The organism is Nonomuraea sp. NPDC050680, assembly GCF_040654555.1.
Lineage (GTDB): Bacteria > Actinomycetota > Actinomycetes > Streptosporangiales > Streptosporangiaceae > Nonomuraea.
This window is the reverse complement of record NZ_JBFAIF010000013.1, coordinates 37,397-55,472: the sequence shown is the minus strand read 5'-3', so window position 1 is coordinate 55,472 and position 18,076 is coordinate 37,397. Positions and strand designations below refer to the sequence as shown.

The window sequence follows — 18,076 nt, the reverse complement described above, 5'->3', positions numbered from 1 at the left end:
ATCCTTTTAGCGGGATATTGGACTGCTGCTATGAGCCATTGTGCCCCTAGTCTCCTTGTTCATGAGAAGCGGAGTTGCCGGGGCCGCCACCGCCATGTTCCTCGTGGGGACGCTGGCGGGCGTGTCCGGCCTGATCCAGGACTATCCCGTGTACGGCGGGCAGACGGTGCGCTACCTGATCGCGGCGGTGATCTGGCTCGTCGTGATCCGGGCCCTCGGCCTGCGGTTCGTCCGGCTGACGTGGCGCGAGACGCTGCTGCTCGTCGGCCTGACGCTGCTCGGGCTGGTGCTCTTCAACCTGTGCGTGATCGAGTCGACCCGCACCTCCGGCCCCGCGCTGGTCGGGACCGTACTGGGCACCGTGCCGCTCGCCCTGGCGCTGCTCGGCGGCCGTCCAGCGCCCCGGCTGCTGACCGGCGCGGTGGTCGTGGTGGCCGGCGCGACGCTGGCCACCGGGCTCGGCAGCGGCGACCTGCCCGGCCTGCTGTGGTCGCTGGGCGCGCTGGTGGGCGAGGTCAGCTTCTCGATGCTGGCCATCCCGCTGCTGCCGAAGCTGGGGGCGATCCGGTTGTCGGCGTACTCGACGGTGCTGGCCGTCCCGATGCTGGCCACGATCGGCCTGGTCAAGGAGGGCACCGGCATGCTCCAGACGCCGACCCCGGCGCAGGCGCTCGGCCTGGCCTACCTGGCGACCGTGGTGACCGTGCTGGCCTTCTTCCTCTGGTACACCGCGCTGCCCAAGCTCGGCCCCGGTCACGCCGGGCTGTTCGCCGGTCTCATCCCGGTCGGCGCGATCAGCACCGGGCTCGCGCTGGGCATCGCCACCCCGACGCTCTTCGATCTGCTCGGCGCGGCCCTGGTCATCGCGGGCATCCTTGTCGGCCTGACCACCACACGGAAGCGGGAACCGGTCCCCGTCGGCTGACAGACCACCCAGACGGCCGACGTCGCGCACGTCACGGCGGCCGGCCGTCTCCACCGGAGGAGCGTGTCCCTGGACAGGGCCCGGCCACGGTCGGCGGGTGGGGCCCACCGGGCCGGCCGTAAAGAAGACTGGTAGAAAAGATAGGCTCTGTGCGGCGAATGGGGAGGATCATGGGCGAGTTCGATTACAGCGAGTTGCTGCCGCTGGGCGCCGACGACACGCAATACCGGCTCATCACACCGGACGGCGTGCGGCGGGTCGAGGCGGCCGGGCGCAGCTTCCTCGAAGTGGAGCCCGAGGCGCTGCGACTGCTCACCGAGACCGCGATCCACGACATCTCCCACTTCCTCCGTCCTTCGCACCTCGCCCAGCTGCGGAAGATCGTCGACGACCCCGAGTCCAGCGGCAACGACCGGTTCGTCGCGCTCGACCTGCTGAAGAACGCCTCCATCTCGGCCGGCGGCGTGCTGCCCATGTGCCAGGACACCGGCACCGCCATCGTCATGGGCAAGCGCGGCCGCCACGTCCTCACCGACGGGCGCGACGCCGAGCACATCTCGCGCGGCGTCTACGACGCCTACACGCGCCTCAACCTGCGCTACTCGCAGATGGCGCCGCTGAGCATGTGGGAAGAGAAGAACACCGGCAGCAACCTGCCCGCCCAGATCGAGCTCTACGCCGAGGACCCCTACGGCCACGCGGACGAGTACAAACTGCTGTTCATGGCCAAGGGCGGCGGATCGGCCAACAAGTCGTTCCTATACCAGGAGACCAAGGCCGTGCTCAACGAGAAGCGGATGCTGGCCTTCCTGGAGGAGAAGATCCGCTCGCTCGGCACCGCGGCCTGCCCGCCGTACCACCTGGCCATCGTGGTCGGCGGCACGTCGGCCGAGTACGCGCTGAAGACGGCCAAGTACGCCAGCGCCCGCTACCTCGACTCGATCCCCACCTCGGGCTCCCCCTCCGCGCACGGCTTCCGCGACCTCGAGCTGGAGGCCAAGGTCTTCGAGCTGACGCAGAAGCTCGGCATCGGCGCCCAGTTCGGCGGCAAGTACTTCTGCCACGACGTACGCGTGATCCGGCTGCCCCGGCACGGCGCGTCCTGCCCGGTGGCCATCGCGGTGTCCTGCTCGGCCGATCGGCAGGCCCTGGCCAAGATCACGCCCGAGGGCGTCTTCCTGGAGCAGCTGGAGACCGATCCGGCGCGCTTCCTGCCGGAGACCACCGACGAGCACCTCTCGGACGACGTCGTCACCATCAACCTCAACCGGCCCATGCCGGAGGTCCTGGCCGAGCTGTCGAAATATCCGGTGAAGACGCGGCTCTCGCTGACCGGCCCGCTCGTGGTCGCCCGCGACATCGCGCACGCGAAGATCGCCGACCTGCTCGACGCGGGCGGCGAGATGCCGCAGTACCTGAAGGATCACGCCGTCTACTACGCGGGCCCGGCCAAGACGCCGGAGGGCTACGCGTCGGGTTCGTTCGGCCCTACCACCGCGGGACGGATGGACTCCTACGTGGAGCGCTTCCAGGCCGCCGGTGGCTCGATGGTGATGCTGGCCAAGGGCAACCGGTCGAAGCAGGTGACCGACGCCTGCAGGGAGCACGGAGGCTTCTACCTGGGGTCCATCGGCGGGCCCGCGGCCAGGCTGGCGCAGGACTGCATCAAGAAGGTGGAGGTCCTGGAATATCCGGAGCTGGGGATGGAGGCGGTGTGGAAGATCGAAGTGGTCGACTTCCCCGCGTTCATCGTCGTAGACGACAAAGGCGACGACTTCTTCACCGATCGCACCGGGCCGGTCCTGTCGATAGGCCGCCGCTGACGCTCTCGCGAACCGGTCGCCGAAAGGGTGCCGGGTGGGCCGTCCCCGGCCGCTCGGCACCGCCGGTCAAGTGACGCTCAGGCGGCACCGGTCAGGTGACCCTCAAGCGGCGCTGGTCAGGTGACGTTCAGACGGCGCTGGTCAGGTGACGCTCAAGCGGCCAAGAGACCGCGGTGGGGCGCGACGACGGAGCCGTCTGGAAGGAGCAACCCGGTGTCCTCGAACAGCACCACGCCATTGCACAGCAGGCTCCAGCCCTGATCAGGGTGAGCCGAGATCACGTGGGAAGCCTCACGGTCGGGTGAGTCGGCGGTGGGACAAAGCGGGTAGTGACTGCACATCGTGCACCTCTCAGGTGGCGCTCCTGTTGTGGGTTTCAAAAGGGCAGCTGTCGCCCCGACGGCGTGCGAAGGTCCAGTGCGGGTGCGACCGGCTTCTTTGCCGGTCGGCGACGAACCTGACTCTGGCGCATCCTCATCACGTCCCTCAACGAACTCGTCTCGGTTATCGGTCCGGTAAGCACCAGGGCGTTTGTCCCCAGTGTGACCGCCGACACTGACAGTTTCGGCCGCCTCCGGGTTCATCCGATCCCCTTAACTTCACTCTGCCCCTTGGCCCTTACGAGACCCTTACAAACTGCTGACGACTGCGTCAGGCCCCTATGAGTAACCCTGCCGGACGCCTGCGAACTTCTTGCGGGGCATCGCGCACAATCCTGGTGACCAACTTGGGCGGGGTGTCATATCGGCAGGTCAGCGGCCCGAGGCAGATTCGGACGGGCGCCCCGCCGATGCCCTCGGGCGCGACAAGGGCGAGCTCGGCGGTCGTGGATCTTGGCGCGTTCCCGAAGCGGGCGGCCACCGAGACGTCGCCGGTGCGGGGCGCGGCCGGGATGCGGGGCCGGGGAGCCGCTGGGCGGACGGCTGGCCATCGAGCGCGTTTACCACCATCATGGGAACGCCACCGGTGTTCGACGCTTGGAAGCACGCCTACTCCTTATCAACTGGACCGATGTGGACAGCAGGTTTGCTGACGTCACGAGTCAGACCAGTTGACTTAACTTCGCAACAATTTATCGGCCCCGCCTCTACTGGTCGGTTTAGACAAATAGGTAAGCTGCCTGCCATGCGTGCGCCCTCCGGTTACCTACTAGCCGCGCGCTACCGGCTTCTGGAGCCGGTCGGCCGCGGCGGCATGGGTACCGTTTGGCGAGCGCATGATGAGCTGCTCGATCGGGACGTGGCGGTCAAGGAGGTCCGGCTGCCGGTCGTGCTCGACGAGGAACTGCGAGCCGAGCTGTGCGCCCGCACCGAGCGCGAGGGCAGGGCGACCGCGATGGTCGCGCATCCGTCGGTCATCACCGTGTTCGACGTGGTCACCGAGGACGACCGACCGTGGATCGTGATGGAGCTGCTCAAGGCCAGGTCCCTTGAGCAGCTGATCCTGGAGGGCGGACCGCTCCATCCCCGCAAGGCGGCCGAGATCGGGCGCCAGATCCTCGGGGCGCTGCGGGCCGTACACGCCAAGGGGATCCTGCACCGCGACGTGAAGCCCAGCAACGTGCTGGTGATGGAGGACCGCGCGGTCCTGACGGACTTCGGGCTGGCCGCACTGGAAGGTGACGTTTCTATTACCCAGGCGGGCATCGTGCTCGGTTCCGCGGGATACATCGCTCCAGAGCGGGTGCTGGGATCGAAGGCCAGTCCGGCCGGTGATCTGTGGTCGCTCGGCGCGACCCTCTACACCGCCGTCGAGGGCAGGGGCCTGCACGGGCGCCGTACGGCCGCCGCCGCGCTGGCCGCGCTCACCAGCGGCGAGCCGATCCCGATGACGAAGGCCGGGCCGCTGGCGCCGGTTCTCGACGCGCTGCTGCGCATCGACCCGCAGACCAGGCTCGACTCCGTACGCGCCTCGTTGATGCTGGCCAGGGTGGCGGCGGGCGGCTCCGCGGAGGAGCCGCTGGCCCCGAGCAGATCGGTACGGCCGGCCCCGGTGATCACCACCCCCTCTTTCGCGCGCCGGCCCGCGCACCGCGGGCTGCACCGGGCAGAGGCCATCGCGGCCGCCTTGGCGGTCCCGCCACCACCTCAGGAACGTAAACCGGGTGAAGGCGTCCATCGGAAACGGGTCGAACCCCGACCTACACCGTCCGCTTATGCCCGTTTCAAAGCGACGGTGATAAAGTTGTGCCTTCCTCGACGGTTCTGGCCAAGAGAACTTCGCAAGCGAGGGTAAAGCACTTCCCAAGCGAGAATCGATATCTTCTTCTCATGCCGGAACAGCAGTCACGCCTGCTCGCGGAACGCTACGAGCTCATCGCGCCCCTCGGTCGAGGGACCATGGGCACCGTATGGCGCGCCCGCGACCGCGCGCTCGGGCGCGAGGTGGCGGTCAAGGAAATCCGCCAGGACCCGGGTCTCACCGAGGAACAGCGGGCCGAGCTGCGCGAGCGCATGGTCCGGGAGGGGCGCATCGCCGCCCGGATCAACCACCCGTCCGTCGCCGCCATCCACGACGTGCTCATCCACGACAACAGCCCGTGGATCATCATGGAGCTCATCGAGGCCCGCTCCCTGGAGCAGGTGATCGACGAAGAGGGCCCGCTGCCGCCCCGGCTGGTGGCGGAGATCGGCGTCGACCTGCTCGGCGCGCTGCGCGCGGCGCACTCTCAGGGCATCACGCATCGCGACGTCAAGCCGGGCAACGTGCTCATCACCGAGAGCGGCCGCGTGGTGCTGACCGACTTCGGCATCGCCAAGGCCGAGGGCGACTCCCGGCTCACCAAGACCGGCATGGTCATCGGCTCGCCCGGATACACGGCGCCGGAGCGGGCCAGGGGCGAATACACCGGGCCCGAGTCCGACGTCTGGTCGCTGGGGGCGACGCTGTACTTCGCCGTCGAGGGCCGTCCCGCGTACGAGAGGTCCACGATCGCGGAGACGCTCGCCGCGCTGCTGAGCGAGAACGCCGACCCGCCGACCCAGGCCGGGCAGCTGCGGCCGGTATTGACCGGGCTGCTGGACAAGGACCACAAGCGGCGACTGTCGGCGGCCAAGGCGGAGACCTTGCTCAGGATGGTCGCCGACACGCCCACGAGCGAGATGCCGGCGATCACGGCGGAGGCCCTGATCGCCCAGGAGGCCGGCGTGCCCGACTCGAACGACACGGCGCCCGCCGTACAGCCCCCCAAGGCGGCCGGCCCGTGGGGTCCCCCACCCGGCCATGGAGCGGGCCCGAGCGGGCAGGCGCCGGGCGGAGCGGGTGGTCCCGGCGGGCAAGGCCCTCGGCGCGGGCAGGGGGCGATGGGCGGGCCGCAGGGGCCTGGGACCGGGCCAGGTCCGAACGCGTTCGACACGCCCCCGCAGGGCCCCCCGACAGGCGCACAGGCCGCGCGGGCAGGCGGGGCGCCTGGCGCGCAGGCCGCCGGTCCGGCGACCGGAGCGCGGCCACACGGCCCCGCGGGTGCCCCATCCGGGCCCGCGGGTGCCCCATCCGGGCCCGCGAGCGGCCCTCCCGGATCTCCCGGATCTCCCGGATCGACGGGCGCCCCGTCCGGGCCCGGTGGCGCTCAGCGTGGTGCCGCAGGACCCGGTGCCCCGACCGGGCCTCGTCCGAGCGGTGCGTACGACCCCGAGCGGACCATCAGCGTGGCGCGTCCGAAGACTCCCCTGCCCCAGGACCCGTCACGGCGTGGCTCCGACGAGGAGAGCACCGTCACCACCCGCATCCACCAGCCTCCGGGCCAGCAGGTCTACCCGCTGCCCCCGCCCCAGCAGCAGAACCCGCGAGGCCCCCGGCCCGGACCGCCGCCGGGCGGCCCGCAGGCAGGGCCCTACATGGGCCCGCAGGCAGGACCCCCCATGGGACCGATGGGGCCGCAGCAAGGACGGCCGACCGGCCCGTACCCGGGCCCGCCACGCCCGGCGGGGCAGGAGCGCCAGGCCGGGCAGGGGCTGGGCACGGACCTGTTCGCCATCGCGAAGGAGCCCGAGCAGGGCCCCACGGGCAACCGCAACGGGATGCTGGTCCTGATGGCCGTGGCCGCGGCCGCCGCCGTGGTGATCGCCGTCCTCATCGTGGCACTCCTGTCGAGCTGAGCCTGCACATGTTGAGCTGAGCCTGCACATGTTGAGCTGAGCCTGCACAGCCACGTCCTGTCGAGGTGATCTGGCATGGCCTCGTCCTGGCGCCCCTTTCGGGCTGTTCCGGCATGCGTGAGCCAGACTGGGAGGCATGAGCGAGTTCCGCATTGAACATGACTCCATGGGTGAGGTGCGCGTTCCGGTCGGAGCCAGGTGGCGCGCGCAGACGCAGCGGGCGGTGGAGAACTTCCCGGTGTCCGGACGGCCGCTGGAGCCGTCGCACATCGCCGCGCTCGGACTGATCAAGGCGGTCGCCGCCGAGGTCAACGGAGAGCTCGGCGTGCTGGAAAAGGACCTGTCAGAGGCCATCGCGCAGGCCGCGGCCGACGTCGCGGAGAACGAGCACGACGACCACTTCCCGATCGACGTCTTCCAGACCGGTTCCGGCACCTCGTCCAACATGAACGCCAACGAGGTCGTCGCGACGCTGGCCGAGGAGCGGCTGGGCCGTCCCGTACACCCGAACGACCACGTCAACGCCTCGCAGTCGTCCAACGACGTGTTCCCGACCTCGATCCACGTGGCGGCGGCGACGGAGGTGACCTACCACCTGCTGCCCTCCCTGGAACACCTGGCGGCGGCGCTGCGGGCCAAGGCGATCCAGTTCGACCAGGTGGTGAAGTCGGGGCGGACGCACCTCATGGACGCCACGCCTGTGACGCTGGGGCAGGAGTTCGGCGGCTACGCCACACAGATCGAGCACGGCTCCGTACGGGTGAAGACGGCGCTCGGCCACGTGCTGGAGCTGCCGCTGGGCGGTACGGCGGTGGGCACCGGCATCAACACCCCGCCGGGCTTCGCGAAGCTGGCGATCGAGAAGCTGCGCGAGGCGACCGGGATCCCGTTCAGGGAGGCGATGGACCACTTCGAGGCGCAGAGCGCGCAGGACTCCATCGTCGAGCTGTCGGGGCAGCTGAAGGTGGTCGCGGTCTCGCTCAACAAGATCGCCAACGATCTGCGGTGGATGGGCTCCGGGCCGCGCGCGGGGCTGGGCGAGATCAACCTGCCGGACCTGCAGCCGGGCTCGTCCATCATGCCCGGCAAGGTCAACCCGGTGATCCCCGAGGCTACGGCCATGGTCGCGGCGCAGGTCATCGGCAACGACGCCGCGATCACGTTCGCGGGCGCGTCGGGCAGCTTCGAGCTGAACGTGCAGCTGCCGGTCATCGCGCGCAACATCCTGGAGTCGATCCGGCTGCTGGCCAACGTCTCACGGCTGCTGGCCGACCGGTGCGTGTCGGGGATCACGGCCAACGTGCCACGGCTGCGCGAGTACGCGGAGTCGTCGCCGTCGATCGTCACGCCGTTGAACCGGTATGTGGGCTACGAGGAGGCGGCGAAGATCGCCAAGCAGGCGTTGGCCGAGCGTAAGACGATCCGCGAGGTGGTCATCGAACGCGGCCACGTGTCGGCCGGCCGGCTCACGGAGGAGCAACTCGACGCCCTGCTGGACGTACTCTCCATGACCCGGCCCGCCGAGTGACGACGACGTCAGGCCGCCCGCCGAGCGACGACCGCCTCAGACCACCCGCCAAGTGACGACGGTCCTCGAACCGCACGCCAAGTGACGACGGTCCTCGAACCGCACGCCAGGTGACGACGGCCTCAGGCCGCCCTGTGGGTGGCCTGAGCCCAGCGGGTGAGCAGGGTCTCGGCGGCTCCCGAGTCGACGGCGTCCCCTGCTCGCTTGTAGGCGTGGGCGAGGGCCCCGGTGAGGTCGGCGGCGGGAGGTGTGCCGTCGGCCGCGACCAGGGCGGCGGCCGCGTTCAGTAGGACGATGTCGCGGACCGGCCCCCGCTCGCCCGCGAGGACCGCCCGTGCCACCGCCGCGTTGTGCGCCGCGTCGCCGCCGGCCAGGTCCGAGGGGCGGGCTCGTGGGATCGACAGGTCCGCCGGGTCGAAGCGGGTGGGGGTGACCGTGCCCTTGCGGACGAGCCAGATGGCCGAAGGGCCGGAGGTGGTGAGCTCGTCGAGGCCGTCGTCACCGCGGAAGACGAGCGAGGAGCCGCCGCGCTCCGCGAGGACGCCCGCGATGACCGGCGCCAGGTCCGCGTGGAAGACGCCGACCGCCTGGGCGGCCGGCAGGGCGGGGTTGGTGAGGGGACCGAGGAAGTTGAAGACCGTCGGCACCCCCAGCTCTCGCCGCGCCCCCGAGGTGCGTCTCAATGCCGGGTGGAAGGTGGGCGCGAAGCAGAACGTGATGCCGACCTCCTCCACGACCCGGGCGACACCGGCCGGCGACAGGTCGATGACCACGCCGAGCTCTTCCAGCAGGTCGGCGGCTCCGGTGGCCGAGGAGGCGGCCCGGCCGCCGTGCTTGACGACCTTGGCCCCGGACGCCGCCGCCACGATGGCCGCCATGGTCGAGACGTTGACCGTGTTGGCCCGGTCGCCGCCGGTGCCGACCAGGTCGACCGGGTCGCCGGGGATCCTGATGGCCGACGATCGGGCGAGCATGCCGTCGGCCAGGCCGGACACCTCCGCCACGGTCTCGCCCTTGGCGCGCATGGCGATGGCGAACGCGGCGATCTGGGCGTCCGTGGCGGCACCCGACATGATCTGGTCCATGGCCCAGGCGGCCTGGCCCGAGGTGAGCGAGGTGCCGTCGAGGAGGATGCTGAGCAGCGCTGGCCAGGTTGTCACTGGACGCCCTTTCGTCTGAGGTGCTCGACAAGGGGGTCCTGACATGACGACGGCCGCCTCGTCGAGGCGGCCGGGGTGCGTATGCGCTAGGAGGACCGCCTAGAAGGCGGGCCACCAGGAGTACGAATACGCGTGCATGGGAGAAACCGTACCAGCCACGCGGGCGCCGTGGCCGCCGGGACACACCACATAAAGGACTACCGATCTATGTCGCGGACACCCATGCCGCCCTCGGCCCGCGAGCGCTTAGGCTCGGAGACATGGCGAACGAGCTGACGGGGCGGACGGCGCTGGTCACGGGGGGCGGAGCCGGCATCGGGGCCGCCTGCGTGAGACGGCTGGCCGCCGGCGGGGCGAAGGTGCTGGTCGTCGACCGGAGCGCGGAGTCGGCGGAGAAGGTGGCCGCCGAGGTCGGCGGGGTGCCGGTGGTGGCCGACCTGAGCGATCCGGAGTTCGTCGGCGTGCTGCCGGACGGGCCCGTCGACATCGTGGTCAACAACGCGGGGTTCCAGCACGTGGCGCCGATCGAGGAGTTCCCGCCCGAGGTGTTCGCCACGATGCTGCGGGTCATGGTCGAGGCGCCGTTCCGGATCGCGCGGCACGTGCTGCCCGGCATGTACGCGCGGGGGTGGGGGCGGTTCGTCAACATCTCCTCGGTGCACGGGCTGCGGGCTTCGCCGTACAAGTCGGCGTACACGGCGGCCAAGCATGGGCTGGAGGGGTTCTCCAAGGTCGTCGCGCTCGAAGGGGCGCCCCATGGGGTGACCTCCACCTGCGTGTGCCCGGCCTACGTACGGACCGGGCTGGTCGAGGGCCAGATCGCCGACCAGGCGAAGATGCACGGCATCGACCCGGGCGAGGTCGTCGAGGACATCATGCTCCAGCCCGCGGCGATCAAGCGGCTGATCGAGCCCGACGAGGTGGCCGAACTGGTCGCCTACCTGTGCGGCCCCGCCGGGTCGTTCATCACCGGCGTCTCCCTGCCCCTCGACGGCGGCTGGACGGCCCGTTAGTGGCGAGGGAGCGCCGTCGTCTGGAGGAGGAGCGCCGGGAGCGTAGCGACCAGAGCGACGGGGGAAGACGGCGGCATGAGGCGACCGAGCCCGCCTCACGAAGTGAGGCCATGAACACGCCATGAGCAGACGCTTTCTGGAGCTGCTGGCCAGAGAGGCGTCGGCGGTCGAGTTCGAGGGGCCGATCATTCAGGCCAGGGCCGCCGGGGCCGACGCGGCGACCGTCGAGGAGCTGGAGCTGGCCAAGGTCGACGCGCTCAAGGTGCGCGCGCTGCTCAAACGCCGGGCCAGGCGTGAAGCCGAGCTGTCGGCCCTCTACGACACCGCCAACGACCTGGCCGCGCTGCGCGACCTGGACGCGGTGCTGGAGGCGATCGTGCACCGGGCCAGGCAGCTGCTCGCGACCGACACCGCCTACCTCACGCTGCACGATCCGGCCCGCGGCGACACCTACATGCAGGTGACCGACGGCTCGATCTCGGCCAAGTTCCGGGCGCTCCGGCTGGCGATGGGGGCGGGGCTCGGCGGGCTGGTGGCGCAGAGCGCCACGCCGTACGCGACCGCCGACTATTTCGACGACGCCCGCTTCCACCACAAGAACCACATCGACGAGGCCGTCACCGAGGAGGGCCTGGTCGCGATCCTCGGTGTGCCGCTGCGGCTGGGGCAGCGGGTGATCGGCGTGCTGTTCGCGGCCAACCGTAGCCGCCGGCCGTTCCTGCAGGAGGAGGTGTCGCTGCTGGCGAGCCTGGCGGCGCACGCGGCCGTCGCGATCGACAACGCCAGGCTGCTGCAGGAGACCAGGAACGCCCTCGAAGAGCTGTCCACCGCGCACCGCACCGTCAGGGAGCACGGTCAGGCCGTGGAGCGGGCCGCGCTGGCCCACGACCGGATGACCTCGCTGGTGCTGCGCGGCGGCGGCATCGAGGATGTGGCCGCCGTGGTGACCGATGTGCTCGGCGGCTCGCTGGCCGTACTCGACGACCTGGGCCGGCCGATCACCGGAGACGTGGGCGAGCTGGACGCGGGCGTGTTCGAGGCCGCGCAGGCGTCCAGGGCGCTGGGCCGTACCGTGCGCAGGGCGGATCTGCTGATCGCGTCGGTGGACGTCGGCGGTGAGCCGCTCTGCACGCTGATCCTGCGCAGTGACGACGCCGACGAGCGCATCCTGGAGCGGGCGGCGCTGGTCTGCGCGCTGCTGCTGCTGTTTCGCAGGAGCGTGGCCGAGGCGGAGGGCCGGGTGCGGGGCGAGCTGCTCGACGACCTGATCTCCAGGCCCGGCTCCCCCGGGCTGGCCGACCGGGCCCGCCGGCTGGGTGTGGACCTGGCCGCGCCGCACGTGGTGGTCGTGGTCCGGCATGACGGGCAGCGCGAGCGGGCCGCGTTCTGGGCGTCGTCGCAGGCGGCCGTGCGTCATGGGCTGGCGGCGGGGCGGGCCGATGAGGTCGTGCTGCTGCTTCCCGGCGGCGACGCGGGCGCCATCGCGCAGCGCGTCGCGGCCGAGCTGAGCACGTCGCTGCACACGCCCGCCACGGCCGGAGCCTCGCGCAAGAGCGACGTGGCCGCGGCCTACCAGGAGGCCCGGCGCTGCGCGGAGGCGCTCATCGCGCTGGGCCGGGCGGGTGACGGCGCGAGCGCGAGCGAGCTGGGCTTCGTCGGCCTGCTGGTCGGCGACGGGCGCGACGTGCGCGGCTTCGTCGGCTCGGTGCTCGGCCCGGTGGTCGAGTACGACGCCCGCCGGGGCACCGTCCTGGCCGACACGCTCGCCGCCTACTTCGGCTCGGGCGGCTCGCCCTCCCGTACGGCCGAGGCCATGCACATCCACGTCAACACCGTCACCCAACGGCTCGACCGCGTCGGCAAGCTCCTGGGCGAGGGCTGGCTGGAGCCGGAGCGGGCGCTGGAGATCCAGCTCGCCCTCCGCCTGCACCGGCTCGGCCACACATCCCCGCCACAGACTGTGGGTTCCGACGCCATATGAGTGACGCCGGTCACTCCCTAGCGTGACGGCATGGCCACTTCCATCAAGAAGATCGTCGCCGCGAGCCTGATCGGCACCACCATCGAGTGGTACGACTTCTTCCTGTACGGCTCGGCAGCCGCCCTCGTCTTCAACAAGCTCTTCTTCCCCGACGCCGACCCCCTGACCGGAACGCTCCTGGCGTTCCTCACCTACGCCGTCGGGTTCATCGCCCGCCCGCTCGGCGGCCTGATCTTCGGCCACTTCGGCGACCGGCTCGGCCGCAAGCGGCTGCTGGTGGTCAGCCTGCTGCTGATGGGCGCCGCCACGTTCCTGATCGGCTGCCTGCCGACGTACGCGGGCGTGGGCGCCGCCGCGCCGCTGCTGCTGACCCTGCTGCGGCTGGTGCAGGGCTTCGCGCTGGGCGGCGAGTGGGGCGGCGCGGTGCTGATCGTCTCCGAGCACGGCGACGCGGCGCGACGCGGCTTCTGGGCCTCCTGGCCGCAGGCCGGCGCGCCGGGCGGCAACCTGCTGGCCACCGGCGTGCTGGCGGTGCTGTCCGCCACGCAGTCGGCCGAGGCGTTCCTGGCGTGGGGCTGGCGGGTGCCGTTCCTGCTGTCGGGCGTGCTGGTGCTGATCGGCCTGTGGATCCGGCTGTCGATCACCGAGTCGCCGGTGTTCCAGCAGGCCGAGCCGGAGGAGACCGCGCCGATCATCGGCGTGCTGCGCCACCACTGGCGCGACGTCATCGTCGCGATCGGCGCGCGGCTGGCCGAGAACATCTCGTTCTACCTGCTCACGATCTTCGTCATCACCTACGCGAAGGTGAACGAGATCGAGAACACCACCGTGCTCAACGCCGTGCTGATCGCCTCGGCCATCCACTTCGTCACGATCCCGATGTGGGGCGCGCTGTCGGACCGGATCGGCCGCCGCCCGATGTACCTGGCCGGGGCCGCCGGCATCGGGCTGTGGATCTTCGCGTTCTTCCCGCTCATCGACACCGGCAACTTCCTGGCCATCACGCTGGCCATCACCGTGGGCCTGCTCTTCCACGGCATGATGTACGGCCCGCAGGCGGCCTTCTTCGCCGAGCTGTTCGGCACCAGGATGCGCTACACCGGGGTGTCGATCGGCGCCCAGCTGTCGGCCATCGTGGCCGGGGCGCTGGCCCCGATCATCGCGGTCGCGCTGCTGAAGGGCTATGGCAGTAGCGTGCCGATCTCCGTCTACCTCGGCCTGGCGGCCGTCCTCACCCTGGTCGCCGTCTACGCCGCCAGGGAGACCCAGGGCCGCGACCTGGCGGAGAAGGTGAACGCGTGAAGGTCACCACGCCGCGGCTCACCCAGCACGTCCTGACCGTGGCGGGCAGGGACAGTGGCGAGCCCGTGCTGTTCGTGCACGGCAACGTCTCCTCCGGCGCGTTCTGGCGGGACACCATGGCCGCGCTGCCCGAGGCGTACCGGCCGCTCGCGGTGGACCTGCGCGGGTTCGGCGAGAGCGACCCCGAGCCGGTGGACGCCACGCGGGGCCTGCGCGACTACTCCGACGACCTGAGCGAGCTGATCGACCGGTTGGGCCTGGAGCGGGTGCACCTGGTCGGCTGGAGCATGGGCGGCGGCATCGTCCTGCGACTGCTGCGCGACCGTCCCGGCACGGTCAGGAGTGTCACGCTGGTCAACCCCGTCTCACCGTACGGCTACGGCGGCACGGAGGGCGCGGACGGCCGGCTCACCCACGCGGACGGCACGGGAGCGGGCGCCGGGGCCGCCAACCCCGACTTCGTCTCCCGCCTCAAGGCGGGCGACATGTCGGACGAATCCCCCACGTCCCCTCGCTCGGTGTTCCGGAGCACGTACGTGAAGAACCCGGTCCCCGACGAGGACTTCTACGTCCGCTCCATGCTCACCACCCACGTCGGCGAGGCCCACTACCCGGGCGACCCCGTCGGCTCGGCGCGGTGGCCGGGCGTCGCCCCGGGCAAGCACGGCGTGCTCAACGCCCTGGCCCCCACCCATTTCCGGCTCGACGACCTGCACGAGATCGACCCCAAGCCGCCCATCCTGTGGATCAGGGGCGCCGACGACGTGATCGTCTCCGACACCTCGCTGTTCGACCTGGCCCACCTGGGCCGGCTGGGCGTGGTGCCCGGCTCGCCCGGCACCACCGCGCAGCCCATGGTGACCCAGACCAGGGCCGTGCTCGACCGCTACGGCCGTTATCGGGAGGCCGTGCTCACGGAGTGCGGCCACAGCCCGCACCTGGAGCGTCCCGCCGACTTCCAGCGTCTGCTGGCCGACCATCTCGCGGAGTCCTGATGTTCGTCGCGTTAGCCCTGGTGGCCAGCCTGCTGACCCCCGCCCAAGGCGCCACCGACCTCACGGTGCCCGGCACCGGCCTTACCGTCCCGGGCGCGAGCCTCACGGTGCCAGGCGCCGAGCACACCATCAGCGCCCGGCTCGACGACCTGACCACGGCGGGCACCGTCGGGACGGGCCACACCGACCCGGCCGACTGGGCCGGGCTGCACTCGGCGGCCACCGTCAACCCCACCGGCGTCCCCGGCGTCCAGATCGACGGCTACTTCCCCGACACCTCGGCCACCAACACCAACCACGGCTGGAACCACGACTCCCAGTTCGTCATCAGGCTCCCCGAGAATTGGAACGGCGGCCTGGTCGTCACCGGCACCCCGGGCAACAGGGAGCAGTACGCCAACGACTTCACGATCTCCGACTGGGTGCTGTCGAAGGGCTACGCGTTCGCCGCCACGGACAAGGGCAACACCGGCCTGGAGTTCTACGCCGACGGCCGCCGCCCGGGAGACGCGATCGCCGAGTGGAACGAGCGCGTCACCCAGCTCACGGTGGCCGCCAAGGCCGTCGTCAGGCAGCGGTACGGCCGCCAGCCCCGGCGTACGTTCATGGCCGGCATCTCCAACGGCGGCTACCTCGTCCGCTGGCAGCTGGAGAACCGCGGATGGCTGTACGACGGCGGCGTCGACTGGGAGGGCACGCTCTGGCGAGTCAAGGGCGACAACCTGCTCAACTTCCTGCCCCAGGCGCTGAAGGAGTCTCCCGAGCAGGCCGGCTTCGCCGCGGGCTCGGAGTTCCTTTGGCCCTTCCACCGGCAGTACTACTGGGAGCTCACCCAGCGGCTCTACCAGAAGGAGCTCGACCCCTCCTACGAGGGCGCCCCGGCGGACTACGACTACGACGCGCGCAAGCCGTACGCGGCCGTCGCCAAGATCGCGCTGACCGGCCGGATCACCAAGCCACTCATCACCATCCACGGCACACTCGACTCGCTGCTGCCGATCTCGCGCGATTCCGACGTCTACGCCAAGATGGTCGGCCCGCACCGGCCGTTCCACTATCACCGCGTAGAGGGCGGCAATCACCTCGACAGCCTGGTCGACCTCTACCCCGACAAGCTGAAGCCGATGCTGCCGGTCTTCAGAGACTCCTTCGCCGAGCTGGAGGGCTGGGTCAGTCCCTGAGGTAGCGATGCCTGCCCGCGCGCGCCAGCCGGACGATGTGCCGCGCGCCGGGCAGGCGGCGGCCGAGCCGGTGCAGCAGTGTGTCGGCGCCCATCACCGAGCGCCGCTCGGGGTCCACGGCGGCCGAGGGCCGCACCTCGATCCTGCCCCTGCGCACCTCCAGCCCGAACCGCAGGCCGATCTCGTCGTCGGCGGTACGCAGCGAGGAGAGCCAGGCTCCCGGGCCGAGGCTGTCCTTTCCCGGCATCATCCGCTTGACCGGCACCTTGGCCACCAGCTGGCCGGCGATCTTGCCCGGCACCCCCGGCTCGACCAGCGCCGGCGCGCTCACCTCGCGTGGCCGCCGCGCGGTGTTACGCAGCACCAGCTCAAGCGCGGGACCGCCGCTCGGCGGCACGTACGGCACGGGCAGCACGACGTACAGGTGCCCCTCCTGCCGCCTGATGATCACGCCGGGCGACACCAGCGCGATCGACTCCGAGAACGAGCGCGGCTCGACGGCCAGCCCGAGCTCGCCGGCGTCGCTCCAGCAGGGCACCACCAGGCGCATCCTGGGCCGCTGGGCGAGCACGCCGAGGCAGTTCAGCGGGCCGTCCGGGCGGCGGACCCGGCTCCTGGCCTGGTGCGCGCCGCCGAACATGCGGACGTGCACCTCCCACTGGCCGGCCTTGAGCGGCTCGCCGTGCGCCGCCGCCGTCACGTCGACCCTGGCCTCGCCGACGATCCGCACGCGCACGTGGCGGCGCCCGTCCTGGACCCGTTCGACCTGGTAGGCGACCGGCAGGTAGTGGATGACGCTCGTCTCGCTGTGCCGTAGGTACACCTCGATGCGGGCCCGCTCGATGGCGGCGGTGACGTCCAGGACGCTGTCGGGCAGCAGCCTGGCGTCGACCGAGCGGGGTGGCTGCCAGAGCAGCCGCTCGCCGTCCGTACGGAATCTGGTGGGCCACCCGTCACCGCCCAGGACCTCCACGGACAGGCCGAGCACCAGCACCTGCGCGTCCCAGCGGACTTCGCTCAGGTCCGCCCGCAGCCCGGCCCGCCCGGAGGAGTTGGCCAGGACGACGAGCTGGTCCAGCCGCCCGGTACGGACGAAGGTGGCCACGGCCCGCAGCTGGACCGGGAGGTAGCGGTCGAGGCGCTCCGGGAAGCTGTCGAGCACGAGCTGCCTGATCAACCTGAAGTGCATGCCCCGGTCCACGGACGAGGCGAAGAACCGGCTGCTCAGCAACGGCTTGAGCACGGTGGTGCGCAACCAGTGGCCGTACATGCGGTCGCGCTGACGCCCGTCGCTCACGTAGGCGTCGATGTCGGCGAGCAGGATCCGCAGCTCGGCCACGGTGGTACGCGGATCCTCCACGACCTCCTCGCGCTCGCCGATGTGGCAGCAGATCTGATCGGCCAGCACGGCGACGACCTTGGCCTGAAGGTAGGCCCGTACGGCGAACGCCTGCTCGGCCACCTGCCCGCCTGGCACGGCGAAGCCGAGCTCGTGCTCCTCCAGGAAGGCGCGGCGATAGAGCTTGTGCGGGGTGAGCAGGCTGAGCAGCCGGTCGCGCAGGAGGTCGGCGCGCCCTCGGCTGCGCACGAACGCGGTCACCGGCGGCCCCACGTCCCGCACCAGGCGGCCGACCAGCACGTCGGCGTCTGTCTCCACGGCCCGCTCGTACATGCTCAGCAGGGCGCCGCGCTCCAGCCGGTCGCCCTGGTCCATCAGGTAGATGTAGTCGCCCTTGGCGGCGGCCATGCCGACGTTGCGTCCTCGCATCGGTGAGCCGGTGTGGGGCAGGTGCAGCACCCGGACGTTCCTGCGGACCGCGGCGACCGTGTCGAGCCGCTCCGCGATTCCGTCCATGGAACCGTCGTCCACGAAGATCACTTCATAGTCGTCCGCGGGCATGCTCTGCTCCAGGACGGAGCGGATGCACGCGTCGGCGCGGCTTCCCGGGTTGTGGACATTAACGATCACACTGACCTTCACACCCATGTGGTCAGCGTGCGCCGACCTATCTCATGGGGCGCGGCGGCTTGCCGATTGCAGAAGAAAAGATGGCTCGTTAATACCATCCAC

General features: G+C 70.9%; 13 protein-coding genes. 10 read left to right on the top strand and 3 right to left on the bottom strand.

From position 1 onward, the window contains the following. Positions 1–61 precede the first annotated feature (61 nt). Together AB0H88_RS33935 and AB0H88_RS33930 are read left to right on the top strand one after the other, a co-directional pair. Entirely contained in the window at positions 62–925 is an 864-nt protein-coding gene (locus AB0H88_RS33935) for a DMT family transporter (RefSeq protein ID WP_357651730.1), read from the top strand. Positions 926–1,095: 170 nt separating this feature from the next. After that, on the top strand, positions 1,096–2,748 hold the full coding sequence (locus AB0H88_RS33930; protein WP_357651728.1) for a fumarate hydratase: 1,653 nt from the start codon (positions 1,096–1,098) through the stop codon (positions 2,746–2,748). Between the two features lie 152 nt (positions 2,749–2,900). Here AB0H88_RS33930 and AB0H88_RS33925 read toward each other — a convergent pair whose 3' ends face one another. After that, positions 2,901–3,089, bottom strand: a complete 189-nt coding sequence (locus tag AB0H88_RS33925; protein ID WP_357651726.1) for a DUF5999 family protein — start codon at positions 3,087–3,089, stop codon at positions 2,901–2,903. Positions 3,090–3,873: 784 nt separating this feature from the next. Here AB0H88_RS33925 and AB0H88_RS33920 point away from each other — a divergent pair. The 3 genes from AB0H88_RS33920 (at position 3,874) to AB0H88_RS33910 (ending at position 8,373) form a co-directional block, all read left to right on the top strand. After that, on the top strand, positions 3,874–4,983 hold the full coding sequence (locus AB0H88_RS33920; RefSeq protein WP_357651724.1) for a serine/threonine-protein kinase: 1,110 nt from the start codon (positions 3,874–3,876) through the stop codon (positions 4,981–4,983). Between the two features lie 35 nt (positions 4,984–5,018). Continuing rightward, positions 5,019–6,845: a serine/threonine-protein kinase gene (locus AB0H88_RS33915; protein ID WP_357651722.1), complete on the top strand. Its 1,827-nt coding sequence runs from the start codon at positions 5,019–5,021 to the stop codon at positions 6,843–6,845. Between the two features lie 136 nt (positions 6,846–6,981). Further along, positions 6,982–8,373, top strand: coding sequence for a class II fumarate hydratase (locus tag AB0H88_RS33910; RefSeq protein ID WP_357651720.1), 1,392 nt, complete (start codon positions 6,982–6,984; stop codon positions 8,371–8,373). 122 nt (positions 8,374–8,495) lie between these two features. Here AB0H88_RS33910 and trpD read toward each other — a convergent pair whose 3' ends face one another. Then, positions 8,496–9,533: an anthranilate phosphoribosyltransferase gene (gene trpD / locus AB0H88_RS33905; protein WP_357651718.1), complete on the bottom strand. Its 1,038-nt coding sequence runs from the start codon at positions 9,531–9,533 to the stop codon at positions 8,496–8,498. Positions 9,534–9,793: 260 nt separating this feature from the next. Between trpD and AB0H88_RS33900 the strand changes: the two genes are divergently transcribed. The 5 genes from AB0H88_RS33900 (at position 9,794) to AB0H88_RS33880 (ending at position 16,005) form a co-directional block, all read left to right on the top strand. After that, the gene (locus AB0H88_RS33900; protein WP_357651715.1) at positions 9,794–10,546 is read left to right on the top strand and encodes a 3-hydroxybutyrate dehydrogenase; all 753 of its coding nucleotides are present in this window, start codon (positions 9,794–9,796) and stop codon (positions 10,544–10,546) included. A gap of 121 nt (positions 10,547–10,667) precedes the next feature. After that, positions 10,668–12,527 (top strand): GAF domain-containing protein, encoded by a 1,860-nt coding sequence (locus tag AB0H88_RS33895; RefSeq protein ID WP_357651713.1) that lies wholly within the window; start codon positions 10,668–10,670, stop codon positions 12,525–12,527. A 30-nt stretch (positions 12,528–12,557) separates the two neighbouring features. Then, positions 12,558–13,829, top strand: a complete 1,272-nt coding sequence (locus tag AB0H88_RS33890; RefSeq protein WP_357651711.1) for an MFS transporter — start codon at positions 12,558–12,560, stop codon at positions 13,827–13,829. Next, the gene (locus AB0H88_RS33885; protein WP_357651709.1) at positions 13,826–14,824 is read left to right on the top strand and encodes an alpha/beta hydrolase; all 999 of its coding nucleotides are present in this window, start codon (positions 13,826–13,828) and stop codon (positions 14,822–14,824) included. The genes AB0H88_RS33890 and AB0H88_RS33885 overlap by 4 nt, the downstream gene beginning before the upstream one ends. Continuing rightward, positions 14,824–16,005, top strand: coding sequence for a tannase/feruloyl esterase family alpha/beta hydrolase (locus tag AB0H88_RS33880; RefSeq protein ID WP_357651707.1), 1,182 nt, complete (start codon positions 14,824–14,826; stop codon positions 16,003–16,005). The genes AB0H88_RS33885 and AB0H88_RS33880 overlap by 1 nt, the downstream gene beginning before the upstream one ends. On the opposite strand, the gene AB0H88_RS33875 is transcribed toward AB0H88_RS33880, so the two are convergent. Further along, entirely contained in the window at positions 15,995–17,992 is a 1,998-nt protein-coding gene (locus AB0H88_RS33875; RefSeq protein ID WP_357651705.1) for a glycosyltransferase family 2 protein, read from the bottom strand. The two genes, AB0H88_RS33880 and AB0H88_RS33875, sit on opposite strands and share 11 nt — an antisense overlap. Between the last annotated feature and the right edge of the window lie 84 nt (positions 17,993–18,076).

Bases quoted from the DNA above. Each gene is read 5' to 3' on its own strand.
- AB0H88_RS33880 (WP_357651707.1), top strand. From the start codon at position 14,824: ATGTTCGTCGCGTTAGCCCTGGTGGCCAGCCTGCTGACCCCCGCCCAA.
- AB0H88_RS33925 (WP_357651726.1), bottom strand. From the start codon at position 3,089: ATGTGCAGTCACTACCCGCTTTGTCCCACCGCCGACTCACCCGACCGT.
- AB0H88_RS33930 (WP_357651728.1), top strand. From the start codon at position 1,096: ATGGGCGAGTTCGATTACAGCGAGTTGCTGCCGCTGGGCGCCGACGAC.
- AB0H88_RS33875 (WP_357651705.1), bottom strand. From the start codon at position 17,992: ATGGGTGTGAAGGTCAGTGTGATCGTTAATGTCCACAACCCGGGAAGC.
- AB0H88_RS33895 (WP_357651713.1), top strand. From the start codon at position 10,668: ATGAGCAGACGCTTTCTGGAGCTGCTGGCCAGAGAGGCGTCGGCGGTC.
- AB0H88_RS33915 (WP_357651722.1), top strand. From the start codon at position 5,019: ATGCCGGAACAGCAGTCACGCCTGCTCGCGGAACGCTACGAGCTCATC.
- AB0H88_RS33935 (WP_357651730.1), top strand. From the start codon at position 62: ATGAGAAGCGGAGTTGCCGGGGCCGCCACCGCCATGTTCCTCGTGGGG.
- AB0H88_RS33920 (WP_357651724.1), top strand. From the start codon at position 3,874: ATGCGTGCGCCCTCCGGTTACCTACTAGCCGCGCGCTACCGGCTTCTG.
- AB0H88_RS33910 (WP_357651720.1), top strand. From the start codon at position 6,982: ATGAGCGAGTTCCGCATTGAACATGACTCCATGGGTGAGGTGCGCGTT.
- AB0H88_RS33900 (WP_357651715.1), top strand. From the start codon at position 9,794: ATGGCGAACGAGCTGACGGGGCGGACGGCGCTGGTCACGGGGGGCGGA.
- AB0H88_RS33890 (WP_357651711.1), top strand. From the start codon at position 12,558: ATGGCCACTTCCATCAAGAAGATCGTCGCCGCGAGCCTGATCGGCACC.